Source organism: Sphingopyxis sp. Geo25, assembly GCF_949769135.1.
Taxonomy (GTDB): domain Bacteria; phylum Pseudomonadota; class Alphaproteobacteria; order Sphingomonadales; family Sphingomonadaceae; genus Sphingopyxis.
The window spans coordinates 235,188-248,363 of record NZ_CATKOZ010000001.1; the positions used below are offsets into that span (position 1 = coordinate 235,188).

The 13,176-nt window shown below is 67.0% G+C and carries 14 protein-coding genes; 4 read left to right on the forward strand and 10 right to left on the reverse strand.

All coding sequences use genetic code 11. The annotated features are described in order from the left end of the window. Positions 1 to 27 precede the first annotated feature (27 nt). Entirely contained in the window at positions 28 to 303 is a 276-nt protein-coding gene (locus QOL68_RS01165; protein WP_204992477.1) for a hypothetical protein, read from the reverse strand. 124 nt (positions 304 to 427) lie between these two features. Between QOL68_RS01165 and QOL68_RS01170 the strand changes: the two genes are divergently transcribed. Then, a complete protein-coding gene (locus QOL68_RS01170) occupies positions 428 to 1,600 on the forward strand; it encodes a DUF481 domain-containing protein (RefSeq protein WP_282946174.1) in 1,173 nt (390 codons plus the stop codon). Here QOL68_RS01170 and QOL68_RS01175 read toward each other — a convergent pair. The 3 genes from QOL68_RS01175 to QOL68_RS01185 are packed head-to-tail and all read right to left on the reverse strand — an operon-like array spanning position 1,597 to position 4,091. Continuing rightward, the gene (locus QOL68_RS01175) at positions 1,597 to 2,058 is read right to left on the reverse strand and encodes a VOC family protein (protein ID WP_282946176.1); all 462 of its coding nucleotides are present in this window, start codon (positions 2,056 to 2,058) and stop codon (positions 1,597 to 1,599) included. The two genes, QOL68_RS01170 and QOL68_RS01175, sit on opposite strands and share 4 nt — an antisense overlap. After that, positions 2,055 to 3,599: a M20/M25/M40 family metallo-hydrolase gene (locus QOL68_RS01180; RefSeq protein ID WP_282946177.1), complete on the reverse strand. Its 1,545-nt coding sequence runs from the start codon at positions 3,597 to 3,599 to the stop codon at positions 2,055 to 2,057. The genes QOL68_RS01175 and QOL68_RS01180 overlap by 4 nt, the downstream gene beginning before the upstream one ends. A gap of 21 nt (positions 3,600 to 3,620) precedes the next feature. After that, entirely contained in the window at positions 3,621 to 4,091 is a 471-nt protein-coding gene (locus QOL68_RS01185) for an SAM-dependent methyltransferase (protein ID WP_058455652.1), read from the reverse strand. 68 nt (positions 4,092 to 4,159) lie between these two features. Here QOL68_RS01185 and QOL68_RS01190 point away from each other — a divergent pair, with 68 nt between their 5' ends. Continuing rightward, positions 4,160 to 4,969 (forward strand): SDR family NAD(P)-dependent oxidoreductase, encoded by an 810-nt coding sequence (locus tag QOL68_RS01190; RefSeq protein ID WP_282946196.1) that lies wholly within the window; start codon positions 4,160 to 4,162, stop codon positions 4,967 to 4,969. Here the strand turns inward: QOL68_RS01190 and QOL68_RS01195 are convergent. From QOL68_RS01195 to QOL68_RS01220, 6 genes are all read right to left on the reverse strand, one after another. After that, entirely contained in the window at positions 4,966 to 5,460 is a 495-nt protein-coding gene (locus QOL68_RS01195; RefSeq protein WP_282946197.1) for a hypothetical protein, read from the reverse strand. The two genes, QOL68_RS01190 and QOL68_RS01195, sit on opposite strands and share 4 nt — an antisense overlap. A 12-nt stretch (positions 5,461 to 5,472) precedes the next feature. Further along, positions 5,473 to 6,996, reverse strand: coding sequence for a fumarate hydratase (locus tag QOL68_RS01200; RefSeq protein ID WP_282946199.1), 1,524 nt, complete (start codon positions 6,994 to 6,996; stop codon positions 5,473 to 5,475). Between the two features lie 70 nt (positions 6,997 to 7,066). Continuing rightward, on the reverse strand, positions 7,067 to 7,870 hold the full coding sequence (locus QOL68_RS01205) for a hypothetical protein (RefSeq protein WP_282946201.1): 804 nt from the start codon (positions 7,868 to 7,870) through the stop codon (positions 7,067 to 7,069). 1 nt (position 7,871) lies between these two features. After that, complete coding sequence (locus tag QOL68_RS01210; RefSeq protein ID WP_282946203.1) at positions 7,872 to 8,336, reverse strand: Fur family transcriptional regulator; 465 nt, start codon at positions 8,334 to 8,336, stop codon at positions 7,872 to 7,874. Between the two features lie 95 nt (positions 8,337 to 8,431). Further along, positions 8,432 to 8,866 carry a MerC domain-containing protein gene (locus tag QOL68_RS01215; protein ID WP_349252311.1) on the reverse strand — a complete coding sequence of 145 codons (435 nt, stop codon included), beginning with the start codon at positions 8,864 to 8,866 and terminating at the stop codon, positions 8,432 to 8,434. 93 nt (positions 8,867 to 8,959) lie between these two features. Continuing rightward, positions 8,960 to 10,627: an AMP-binding protein gene (locus tag QOL68_RS01220; protein WP_282946205.1), complete on the reverse strand. Its 1,668-nt coding sequence runs from the start codon at positions 10,625 to 10,627 to the stop codon at positions 8,960 to 8,962. 128 nt (positions 10,628 to 10,755) lie between these two features. On the opposite strand from QOL68_RS01220, the gene QOL68_RS01225 reads away from it, so the two are divergent. Both QOL68_RS01225 and pabB read left to right on the forward strand, forming a co-directional pair. Further along, positions 10,756 to 11,292, forward strand: coding sequence for a hypothetical protein (locus QOL68_RS01225; RefSeq protein WP_282946207.1), 537 nt, complete (start codon positions 10,756 to 10,758; stop codon positions 11,290 to 11,292). 33 nt (positions 11,293 to 11,325) lie between these two features. Continuing rightward, positions 11,326 to 13,137, forward strand: coding sequence for an aminodeoxychorismate synthase component I (gene pabB / locus QOL68_RS01230; RefSeq protein WP_282946209.1), 1,812 nt, complete (start codon positions 11,326 to 11,328; stop codon positions 13,135 to 13,137). The last annotated feature ends 39 nt before the right edge of the window (positions 13,138 to 13,176 follow it).

The window sequence follows — 13,176 nt, forward strand, 5'->3', positions numbered from 1 at the left end:
TCCCAAGTCATCCCCCCCCCGGCGGCGTCAGCGCGGCCGGTGCATGATCCAGCTGAATGCCATCGCGTTGAAGATGGTGTAGAGGCCATAGAGCAAGAGCCCGGTGAACCAGTTGCGCGAAGCGATCGCCATCGCGCCGACGAGCAACAGGAATTCGAAGACATAGGTGATGTTCGGCCCGACCTTGTCGGCGAGCGGGCGGACCATCTGCTGGATCAGCGGGTCGTCGCTTTCCATGAAGGCGCGGTGCATCGCGAAATTGCCGATGCCGGCCCCGAAAATGGCAATGATCGCGATCCACATGAAAGGCAGATGGGGCAGGCGGGGTGGAATTGCCAGCCTCTTTCAGCGTATAGATGGGCCGGATGCCGCTCCACGAGGCCGCTCCGCGATCGAACGAACCCCAACCCCGAAGAAGGACGATTCGATGACCGCTCTCCCCCGCTTCGCGGCTCTCGGCCTGCTCGCGGTCGCCGGCCCGTCGGCGCACGCATCTTCCCATCCGGCGCAGCCCAACCCGGCGCTGGTCGATCCGGTGCTGGCCAATCCGGTTCCCGAGTCCATCGTCGTGCTGCCGCCCCCGCCGTTATCGGAAGCGGTCCGCGCGATGATCAACGCCGCGATCGCGAGCGGTGAGGACGCCGATGTCGAAACGGTGGTCAAGGTCGCGAAACTGGCCAATCCCGATCATGTCGCGGAGATCGACGCGCTGCTCGCGCGCTATCGGAGCCAGTATCCGCCGGTCGCGCCGGCCGATCCGGTCGGCGATCTGCTCGCCGCCGCGATCGTGAGCGGCAAGGATGCCGACGTCGAGGCGGTCGGCGCGCTGGCAAAGACGACCAATCCCGATCTGGCGACAGAGATAGAGGCGCGGCTCGTCGCCTACCGCGCCGAACGGCAGCGACTGAAGGACGAGGCGGCCGCGGCGGCGCGCGAGAAGCTGGCGAGCGCCAAATTCTATGAGAATTGGAAGGGCGAGGGGCAGATCGGCGCGACGCTGAGCAGCGGCAACACCGATTCGACCGGGCTCAGCGCCGGGGTCGCGCTGACGCGGCAGGGGATCGACTGGAATCACAAGTTCCGCGCGCAGGCCGATTATCAGCGCACCAACGGCCAGACCTCGGTCGAGCGTTTCGTCGTCGAGGTCGAACCGCAGTACAAGGTGAGCGAGCGCGCCTTTGCCTATAGCCTCGGCCGCTGGGAGCAGGACCGTATCCTCGGCTATGACACGCGCTGGAACCTGTCGGGCGGCGTCGGTTACAAGGTCGTCGATCGCGAGGGGCTGTCCCTGAGCGTGAAGGGCGGGCCCGCATGGCGGCAGACCGATTTCACCGGCGGCCGCCACGACAGCGAAATCACCGGGCTCGCCGGGGTCGATTTCGGATGGCAATTGTCGCCCGCGCTGCGGCTGACGCAGGTCGCCTCGACGATCGTCGGCGAAAGCAAGACCGCGACGAGCTCGCTGACCGCGCTCAACGCCAAGCTCACCGGCGCCTTGTCGGCGCGCATCGCCTATTCAGCGGAGATCGATTCGAACCCGCCGCCCGGCGTCGAGAATGTCGACACGCTGACGCGGCTGACGCTGGTGTACGGATTCTAGCTGCCGTCGAACGCGTCGGCGCCGCCGATTTCCTCGCCATCGATAAGCAGGCCCGCGCCGGGAACATGGTTGAATTCGATGCGGATGCCGTCGGGATCCTCGATCAGGACCGAATAATAGCCCGGCGCCCACGGCTCCTCCTGCGGCGCATGGACGATATGCACGTCGCCGCGGCTTGCCAGAAAGGCGTGGACCGCATCGACCGCCGCGCGGTCGCGCATCCGGAAGCAGGCGTGGTGCAGCCCCGGCGCGCCCTGATCGAAGCGTTTGCCCGCATTTTCGGGGCTGGGGGTGCGGATCCCGATCGCGGTGCGGCCGCCGACGCCATAGAGCATATAGTCGCTGTCGAGCACGAGCTTGAGGCCCAGATAGCCGATCATCTCGCGCCAGAAGGCGGTCGAGCGCGCGAAGTCGCCCGCGGTCAGGATGACATGGGCGACACCGTTGAGCCCGCTCACTTGATCGCCGCCAGCGTGTAGAGGAATTCGACGAAGCCCATCGTCGCGTCGACCATTCCCGCGACCTTCGGGTTGGTCGAATCGATCAGATAATATTCGTTCGGCGCGTGCGCGCCCGAACCATGACCGATGCCAAAGTGCGCGGCGGGGATCGACACCGGCGGGGCGGTGAAGGTCGCGCCGGGCCAGCTGCCCGCGAGCCGCGCGTTGATATTCGCCTTGACGCCGAGCGCCTTGTAGGCCGCAAGCTCGGTGCGGACGAGGCGGCTGTCCTCGGCGACCTCGGTCGGGTCATAGCCGCCCGAGACGTTCATTTCGACATCGGTGAAGCCATGCTTGTCGAGATGGGCGCGGAGCTTCTTCTCGGCCTCGGCGCGCGTCTGGTTCGGGACGAGGCGGAGGTCGAGCTTGGCGACCGCCTTGCCGGGCAGGATCGTCTTGCCGCCGGGGCCGGTATAGCCCGCGACGAGCCCTTCGATATTGACCGTCGGCTCCTGCGCGAGACGGATCAGCGCGTCGTCATATTTGAGATTGTCGATCCAGACGTCGACGCCGAGCGCCGCCTTTTCTGCGGCTTCGTCGGCGCCCTTCGCGGCTTCGCGGATCAGCGCCTTTTCGCGGTCGGTCAGCGGACGGACGTTTTCGAACCAGCCCTCGATCGCCGGGGTGTTGCCGTCGGGGGTGACGAGCGTCTGGAGCGCCTGCACCAGCCGCCAGACGGGCGAGTCGATCATCGCCTTCAGGCTGGAGTGGACATCGCCCTTCGGCCCGCGGCCCCATTTTGCGCCGCTCGCGATCAGTTCGAGTTCGATGATCCCCTTCGACCCCAGATTGACGTCGACCGCGCCGGTCTTGTCCTGCGAGGCGAAGGGAATGAAAATGCCGTCGCATGTCTTGAGCGCGGCGAGGACGTTGGGCTTGGTCGCGACCTGGCGGAAGTGCGGCGAGCCGATCTCCTCTTCGCCCTCGCAGACGAGGACGATGTTCACCGGCAGTTTCGCCTTGGCGGCGCGGATCGCGTGGAGCGCGGCGAGGAAGGTCGCCTCGGGACCCTTCTGGTTCACCGCGCCGCGGCCGACGATCGACAGGCCGAAGCCGGGCTTGTCGATCATCCTGCCTTCGAGCGGCGGCGACGACCATTCGGCGGGATCGAACTGCTTGACGTCGTACATGAAATAGATGCCGAGCGTGCGTTTCGCGCCGGCGTCGATCGTCCCGAAGACGCCGGGATGGCCGTCTGTCGGGATGATCTCGACATTGGTGAAGCCCGCATCCTTCGCGAGTTCGGCCATATAGGCCGCGCCCTCGGGCATATTGCGGTTCTCGGCAGCGATCGAGGGGAGGGCGATCCAGTCGCGCAGCCGCTTGAGCGAGGCGTCCTTGCCGGCTTCGGCCGCCTTGCGGATCGCGACGCTCTGGCTGCTCGCGGCGAGGGCGGGAAGTGGACTCATCGCCATCGCGCCGGCGCCTAGCATGGCCGCACCGCGCATCAGGCCGCGCCGCTCGAGCAACATCCGGATCGCCTGATCGTCATCGTGCATCGTCAGTCCCTTTCCCCGTCGTCATGATTTTTCCCAATATCCCTGCATCAATTCGTGCGACCAGTCCGGCTGTCGCACATCCCCGCGCGGGAGAAACTCCACCATCACCGGCTTGATGTCGAGGACGGGCGTGCCGTCGATCGCGTCGAGCCCCTCGACCTCGACAGTCAGGCCGTCGACCACGACGATGCGGCAGGTGGTGAGGCCGAGGCGGTTGGGGCGGTTCTTGCCGCGCTGCGCGAAGATGCCGACGAGCGGCCAGTCGGCGCGGTTGCGCGGATGGCGTGCACCGGTCTCGATCTTCTCGTCGGGCACCTTGTCGAAGAGGAAAATCACCTCGGCGTGGCTGAAGTCGGCAAGGCCGGCGAACGCGTCGGGGGTGAATTTATCGGGGTCGAGAGCGATCGTCGCGCGGCTGGCGCCCCAGTCGTCGTCGATCGCGTCGGCGCGGCCGCCGCGGACATGGCCGATGGGTGTGAGGGTGAAGCTCATCGTTGATCCCCTGCTGCGTTGACGCTGATGGCGCAGCGCGCCTAGCCTTGCAAGGAAGGAGAGGCGCGATGGACTTTCAGGGCAAGAGCGTCGTCATCACCGGCGGGGCGACGGGGATCGGCTTTGCGCTGGCGAAGCGCATCGGCGCTGCGGGCGCGCGGATCATCCTGTTCGAGCCGCGCGCCGACAAGCTCGCCGAGGCGGTCGCGGCGCTGGGCGCGCTCGGGATCGAGGCGCTGTCCGTCGCGGGCGATGTCACCGATGCGGCGGCGGTCGAAGCGCTCGCCGATTTCGCGCGGGATCAGCATGGCCGCGCCGACGCGATCATCGCCAACGCCGGCGTGGGTGGGGTCCGGACGGAAATCCTCGACACCGACGATGCTGCGGCGCGCGCGCTGATCGAGGTCAATTTCTGGGGTGTGTGGAATTGCATCCGCACCTTCGGGCGGCGTTTCCGCGAGGATGGGCTGCCCTCGGCGATCTATGCGACGGCGTCGGAGAACGGGCTGTTCAACGCGGTGCGCACGAACGGCGGCATCTATGTGGCGAGCAAACATGCCGTCGTCGGGCTGATGGACACGCTGCGCAACGAGGCGCCGGATAATATCGAGGTCGGCGTCATCATCCCCGGCTGGGTCAAGTCCGACATGACGCGCCACGCCGCCGCCGCGATGGACGCCGATGTCTTTGCGGACCGCATCGTCCCGCAGATGGAGGCGGGCCAATTCTATCTCGTCAGCCACCCCTATAATGTCGTGCGGATGGAGGAGCGCTGGGCCGAGGCCTATGCCGCCTTCGCGCAATATGCGCCGCGCGAGCCGGGCGACGATGCGATGGACGTCGCGCTGTTCGTCGAACGGATGCGCAGCCAGCGTTAGGCGGCGGGCCGCGCGTCGAGTTCGCGGCTCAGGAAGCGCATGATTTCGCGCCGGTCCTCGTCATCCTTTGCGCCGCCAGCGCGGAAGGCGAGGGAGCCGACGACCATCATGAACAGCGGAATCCCTGCGAAGATCACGCCGAACAGCAGGGCTTCGGGCACGAACCAGGCGACGGTGACCCCCACGATCACGAACAGCGACAGGAAACCGTGCCATACGAAAGGGAAGAGGCGCCCCGATCGCGTCAGGCCGAGCGTGCCAGTGATCCGCGTGCCCTCGCCCTCGGGCTCCATCGCCGCTTCGAGCGTCGGGGCCATCGGATTCTGGACGTTGCGACGCGCATAGCGCAGCGTCATGTCATACTGGCTGCCGCTGCCATAGACGCGCGCCGTTGCGGTCGTCATCGGATCGTCCATGACCGCCTTGAGCTTGCGCGCGATCTCGTCGGGCGGGAGAGGCGAGTAGAGATCGATGTCTTCGCTCTTCGCCATCGCCGCGCTCCCTCACGCCTTCTCGAGCAGTCCCTCGTCGGCGATGCGCTTCTGCCACAGCTTCGGCGCGTTGACGTGGACGTTCTGGCCTTCGCTATCGACCGCGACGGTGACCGGGAAGTCTTTCACCTCGAACTCGTAGATCGCCTCCATGCCGAGATCGGCGAAGCCGACGACCTTGCTGCCTTTAATGGCGCGCGCGACGAGATAGGCCGCGCCGCCGACCGCCATCAGATAGGCGCTCTTGTGCTTGGCGATCGCCTGCGTCGCGGCGGGACCGCGTTCGGCCTTGCCGACGCAGGCGAGCAAGCCCTGCTCCAGCATCATGTCCATGAACTTGTCCATGCGCGTCGCGGTCGTCGGGCCGGCGGGGCCGACGATTTCCTCGCCGACGGGGTCGACCGGGCCGACATAATAGATGACGCGGCCCTTGAACTCGACGGGGAGCTGTTCGCCCTTGGCGAGCATGTCGGCGATGCGCTTGTGCGCGGCGTCGCGGCCGGTGAGCATCTTGCCGTTGAGCAGCAGGCGGTCGCCCTGTTTCCAGCTCGCGACCACCTCGGGGGTCAGATTGTCGAGATCGACGCTGATCGCCGCCTTGTCGGGCTTCCAGTCGATCTGCGGATAATCGGCGAGCACCGGCGGTTCGAGGAAGGCGGGGCCGCTGCCGTCGAGGGTGACGTGCGCGTGGCGGGTCGCGGCGCAGTTCGGGATCATCGCGACGGGTTTCGACGCCGCGTGGGTCGGCCAGTCGGCGATCTTGACGTCGAGCACGGTGGCGAGCCCGCCAAGCCCCTGCGCGCCGATGCCGAGCGCGTTGACCTTTTCATAAAGCTCGATGCGCAGTTCCTCGGTCGGATTGCTCGGGCCGCGCGCGAGCAGTTCGGTCATGTCGATCGGGTCCATCAGCGACTGCTTCGCAAGCAACATCGCCTTTTCGGCGGTGCCGCCGATACCGATGCCGAGCATGCCCGGCGGGCACCAGCCGGCGCCCATCTGCGGCACCATTTCGAGCACCCAGTCGACGATCGAATCCGACGGGTTCATCATCTTGAACTTCGACTTGTTCTCGCTGCCGCCGCCCTTGGCGGCGACGTCGATCACGACCTTGTTGCCGGGGATCATCTCGACGTTAAGGACCGAGGGGGTGTTGTCCCTGGTGTTCACGCGACTGAACGCCGGGTCGGCGAGGATCGAGGCGCGCAGCTTGTTTTCGGGGTGGAGGTATGCCTTGCGCACGCCTTCATCGACCACCTGCTGCAGGCTGCGGGGGCTGTCGAGGCGGCAGTCCATGCCCCATTTGATGAAGACGGTCACGATGCCCGTGTCTTGGCAGATCGGGCGATGCCCCTCGGCGCACATCCGGCTGTTCGACAATATCTGCGCCATCGCGTCTTTCGCGGCGGGCGACACCTCGCGCTCATAGGCCGCCGCGAGCGCGCGGATATAGTCCATCGGGTGGAAATAGCTGATGTACTGGAGCGCGTCGGCGATCGTCTCGATCAGATCGTCCTCGCGGATGACGACGGTGTTCATGGGTGCAGCCCCTTTCCTGTTTCAGGATTCGCCGTCTCCCTAGACCCGGCGGCCCGGGGTGGGAAGGGGCTTAGGCGCCGCGGCGGCCGAAGCGCTTGTGGGCCGGTGCCGCGTCAGGTTCGGCGCGGCGCGTGGCGGGTGCCGGTATTTCGGGTTCCACAAGCGGGCGCTTGCGCACCGCCGCGCGCCAGCTTGCCATCATCGCAAGGCCGATCAGCACGATCCAGCCGCCGCCGGTCGATGCGAGCAGGGTCCAGCCGTAACGCGCGGGCACGGCGATCGCCATCAGCACAGGCACGCAGGCAACGATGACGAGCGTCCCGGCCAGCTCGTGCCAGCGGCCGATCCGCGCGATGCCGAGGCCGATCGCGACATTGGTGAGCGCCAGCAACGCGAATTTCGCCGCTACCGGATAGGGCAGGCTCGCCATCGCAGGCGAATAGTCACCGACGGTGAAGGCGGCCTGGATATCGAAGAGCAGCCAGTTTTCCCATGCGTCGCAGAGCCCCGCGAGGATCGGCAGCGTTGCTGCGGCCTTCAACGCGCGCAGTCCCAATTCGTGCGAGAGCGCGATGAGCCCCGATGCGAGGAAGCCCGTGTAGAGCAGCATGTAGACATAATCCTGCTCGTTCCCCGTCCGCATCGCGGCGAGGCGGCCGACCTGCCGCGGATCGCTCTCGGGACCGAAGATCGCGATCAGGTCGTGTTGGCCGCCCGCGAATTCGAACGCGAGGACGGGCGCGCCATAGCCGGGATCGACCGCATGGCCGTCTGGCGGAAAAACCTGCCCCAGGTGCAGGCCCAAGAGCAGGACAGCGATGCCAAGCAGCAGCGCCCCGTACCACCAGCGCGCCGCCGGCAGGTCGTCATTCAACCTATTGGCACTCGGCGCATTTGCCACGCACTTCGATCACCGGGCGTTCGGCGGCGAAGCCCGTTGCCTCGGCGGCGGCGCGGACGCCGTCCGAGAGCTTGTCGTTGTCGACATGGACCGCGGTGCCGCAGCTGTCGCAGATCAGAAAAATGCAGTCGTGCAGGCAGCCCGGATGGCTGTTCGCGACGAAGGCGTTGGCGCTTTCGACCCGGCGGACGAGGTTGTTCGCAACGAACAGGTCGAGAATGCGATAGACGCTGTTCGGCGCAACGCGCTTGCCACGCTTTTGCGAGACGATGTCGGCGATTTCATAGGCGCTCGCGGGCTTGCCGATTTCGGCGACCGCATCGAAAATCTGCGCGCGCATGTCGGTCCAGGCCTCGCCGCCCTTTTCGAGGGCATCCTGTGCGGCTCTGGCGAGCGAGGCGCCGGTCGCCTCGACGTGCGGATGTTCATGCTTGCCCATTGGATCTTCCTTGCGCGGCCGTCGTGCCGCTCTGCCCCCGTCCGAAGGCAATGTATGTCGTTTGGAGGTTCCCCGCAAGCTGCGGGGACTGCGTATCAGCGCGTTGCGCGCCTGTTAAGGTCGTGGCCGAGCGCAACGACCGCGACGCCGATCATCGTCGCCAGCACCTCGCTGCCGTCGTGCGGCCGCGACAGTGCGCCCGCCATCATGCCGAGCCCGAAGCAGCCGACCGCGAACGGCATCATATAGCCGTGGCTGAGCACCCCCGAGACGAGCGTGATCAGCGCGAAGCCGATTGCAATGACCAAGCCGATTTCATGGAACAGATGGCTTTCGAGGAACACACCCCCGACCGACGCGATCGAGGCGAAAAAGATCGTCGTTGCAAGGCAGTGGACGAGGCAGAGCCCCGACAGCCCCATGGCGAGCTGGTCGCCGGTCAGCGAAGTCAGCGGGCGCGAATCACGCGCAGCCCGCACCAGCGCGCCGAAGCGCGGCCATGCATGGCTGTGATTGGCGACTTGGGTCACCCGATTCTCCGTTGGACCAACTGCGAGGCGGGATATGGCATATCATGACCAAGGTTACAATGTCTCATTGTAACAAAATATCGTCGCGGCCGTTCAGGCGCCGGCCTCCGCCCGCAGCGCCTTCCGATCCAGCTTGCCGATCATCGTCTTGGGCAGGCTGTCGCGCACCTCGACCGCCGTCACCCGCTCATGCTTGCCGAGTTGGGGGTTGAGCCAGGCGGCAAGCGCTTGGCCCGAAACCTCGAAACCTTCCTTCAGCGTCACGAACGCCTTGGGCGCTTCGCCGCGATAGGCGTCGGGGACGCCGAGGACGATGGCTTCCTTGACCGCAGGATGCTCGTAGAGATGCGCCTCGATCACGCTCGGATAGACCTTGAACCCGCCGACCGCGATCATGTCCTTCAGCCGGTCGACGATGCGGATGTAGCCGTCAGCATCGATTGTCGCGACGTCGCCGGTGCGCAGCCAGCCATCGGGGGTAAAGCTGTCCATGTCGGCGTCGGGCCGGTTCCAGTAACCCTGCATGATCTGCGGGCCCTTCACCGCGAGTTCGCCGGGCTCGCCCGCGGGCGCGTCCTTCGACGGGTCTTCCTTGTCGAGCAGGCGGATGTGCGTCGCGGGGATCGGCTGCCCGATCGTACCGGGCTTGACCGGGCCGTCATAGGGGTTGGTCGCAACGACGCCCGAGCTTTCGGTGAGGCCATAGCCCTCGACGAGCGAGGCGCCGGTCGCGGCGATGAATTTCTCGCGCAGCTCGGCGGGCATCGGCGCGCCGCCCGAGATGCAGACACGCAGCGAGGAGAAGTCGGTTTTGGCGAGGTCGGGATGGTCGAGCAGCGCCTGGTACATCGTCGGCACGCCCGGCAGCGCGGTCGCCTTGGTCCGGGTGATCGCCTCGAGCGCGCCCTTGGCGTCGAAACGCGGCAGCATCGTGATCATTCCGCCGTTGAGGACGGTGCGGTTGAGCACGCAGGTGTTGGCGAAGACGTGGAAGAAGGGGAGGACGCCGAGAATGCGGTCGCCGGCGTCATGGTCGGGGTCGATGCCGTTCACCTGCCGCGCATTGGCGGTCAGGTTCTGGTGGGTGAGTTTCGCGCCCTTCGGCGTGCCGGTGGTGCCGCCGGTGTACTGGATCAGCGCGACGTCGCGTTCGGGGTCGATTGCGACCGCATCGGGCTTGCCGTCATTGTCGGTGAGCGCCGAGAAGCGGATGACGCGCGGGTCGGCGGGCAGCGGCGCGACCTCCTTGCGCTTGAAAAGGCGATAGAGAACCGATTTTGCGTGCGGGAGCCCGCCGGCGATCGAGCCGACAACCAGCCGCTTGAGGCTCGATCCGTCGAGCACTTCGAGCGCGGTCGGCAGCAGCGCAGCGGCGCTAATCGTGAACAAGGTGTCGGTGCCCGAATCCTCGACCTGCGCTTCGAGTTCGTGCGCGGTGTAGAGCGGCGAGAAATTGACCACCGTCGCGCCCGCGGCAAGCGCGCCATAATAGGCGGCGACGTAATGCGGCACGTTGGGCAGGAACAGGCCGACGCGGCTGCCCTTGCCGATTCCGAGCTGTTGCAACCCGCGCGCGACCCGCGCGACGCCGTTCGCGACTTCCGTGTACGAAAAATGCCGGCCCATGAAGTCGAGCATCGGCGCATCGCGCTTCGCCGCGACGCTCGCCGCGAGCATCGCGGGCAGCGAGAGCGGCTCGAACAACTGGTCCCACTTCGTCGGGTGGCGGTAATCGGTCGACCAGTCGTAGGGGGGCGTCATCGCGGAGGGAGACCCTTTCATCTGTGCTATTTACATCACTCTAGGCAGGCTTCGCTGCGTCCGCAATCTTGCGGCGCAGGGCGGCGGCGGCTAGTCAGGGGACCGTCCGGTCTGACAGGGGTTCGTCCATGGTGTTGCAGCATATCGTGCGTCTCGGCGCGCCCATCGTCCTTATCGCCTGCATGGCTGCGCCGGCGGTCGCCAAGGACAAGGAAGCGCCGCCGCGCCCCGCGCAGATCAACGAACTTTATGCCTGCCGCGATATCGCCGACCCCACCGCGCGCCTCGCCTGCTTCGACCGCGAGGTCGGCGAGCTGTCGGCGGCCGACCAGGCGCGCGAAATCACCTTTGCCGACAAGGAAACGGTCAAGAAGACGCGGCGCGGCCTGTTCGGCTTTACCTTGCCGAGCCTCGGTCTGTTCGGCGGCGACGACGACGCGGACAAAATCGAGCGGGTCGAAACCACCATTGCATCGGTTGCCGATGGCGCCGACGGCTATCGCATGGAAATGGCGGATGGATCGCTGTGGGTCCAGACCGACGGCAAGCGAATGCCGCTGCGCCCGCGCGTCGGGCAGAAGGTCGAGATCAAGTCGGGCACGCTCGGCACCTTTTTCCTCAGCCTCGAGGGGCGGCCGTCGGTCAAGGTGCGCCGCGAGCGATAAGCGCATCGTGGAGGTTTGCCGACGACGGCGATGATGCGACTGGCAACAGGTCCGGACGAGCAGGCCTTCGTCCTTCTCGACGATGCACGCGTGCATGGCGCCGCGCCGGCACGCCTGTTCCGCGACCCGGCCCAGGTGCTGACGGCGGCATCGGCAGACCAGATCCCGGCGCTGCTCGATCAGCTCGAAGTCGCGCCGCGCCGCGGGCTCCACGCCGCGGGCTACCTGGCCTATGAAGCCGGGAAGGGACTGGCGCCCGCGTGGCGCGGTGCGGCGGGCGATCCCGGCGACGATGCGCCACTGGCATGGTTCGGACTGTTCCGGAGCGTCGAGCGGATCGCAGCCGATGCCGTGCCAGCTCTCTTTCCCGATTCCGACGCCGCGTGGGTCGGCCGCGTCGCACCGCGTATCGCGCGCGCGGCCTATGAGGCAGCGGTGGCGCGCGTGCTCGATTATATCCGCGCCGGCGATATCTATCAGGCGAACCTGACCTTCCGCGCCGACGTGCCGGTGCTCGGCGATCCGCTCGCGGTCTATGCCCGGCTGCGCCGGACCGCGCGCGCCGGCTATGGCGGTTTCATCTGGACCGGCACGCAGGCGATCGCGTCGCACTCGCCCGAGCTTTTCTTCGCGCTGCGCGGGCGCGAGGTGATGGCGCGGCCGATGAAGGGCACCGCGGCGCGGCTGGCGGAGGGGGCGGCCGACGCGGCCGCGGCGCGCGAGCTGGCGGCCGATCCGAAGCAGCGCGCCGAAAATCTGATGATTGTCGACCTCATCCGCAACGACCTGTCGCGCGTCGCGGTGCCGGGTACGGTCGCGGTGCCCGATCTGTTCCGCGTCGAAAGCTTTCCGACGATCCACCAGCTCGTGTCGGACGTCACCGCGACGCTGCCCGAATGGGCGGGGGCGGTCGACGTCCTGCGCGCCGCCTTCCCCTGCGGATCGATCACCGGCGCGCCGAAGGTGCGCGCGATGGAAATCATCGACGAGCTGGAGAGCGATGCGCGCGGCCTCTACACGGGGTCGATCGGCTTCATCGAGGCAGGGGGCGACGCGGCGTTCAACGTTGCAATCCGCACGCTGATCTTTCCGTCGCAGAGCGGCTTGCGCGACGGCGCGGCTTGCGCCACGCTGGGGCTCGGTTCCGGGATCGTCGCCGATAGCCAGCCGGCGGAGGAATGGCGCGAATGTCTGGCCAAGGGGGAATTTGTGGGCGCAGCGGGGGAAAGCTTCGACCTTCTCGAGACGATGTTTTTCGACCCTGTCGAGGGCGTTCAGCGCCTTGAAGGGCATCTGGCCCGGATGAAGGCGAGCGCTGCGGCATTCGGTTTCGCGTTCGACCGCCATGGCGCGCGCAACAGCCTGCAATCGGCGACCTTCCGCCTTCGTACCGCGGCGCGAGTGCGGATGCGGCTTTCGTCGTCGGGCGCACTGGCGATCGAGGTGTCGCCGTTGCCACGCCTTGCCGAACTGCCCGTGCCCGTCGTCGCGCGGCCCGCGCCGATGGCGGCGGACGATTTCCGCCTGGCGCACAAGACCAGCCTGCGCGCGACCTATGACGCGGCGCGGATCGAGAGCGGCGCGGCCGAAGTGGTGTTCGTCGACGAACCGGGCTTCGTCACCGAGGGGAGCTGGAGCAATATCTTCGTCGAGCGCGACGGCGTGCTGCTGACCCCGCCGCTGTCGCTGGGGCTGCTGCCCGGGGTGCTGCGCGCCGAACTGATCGAAAAGGGCCGCGCCGCCGAATCGCACCTGCGGCTCGCCGACCTTGCCGAGGGCTTCTACATTGGCAATTCGCTTCGCGGGCTGGTTCCGGCGCGGCTGGCCGAGCCTTCGTCCGCGTGACGCGCAGTGCATAGGTAAATTATACCGCTGCGCGCTTGC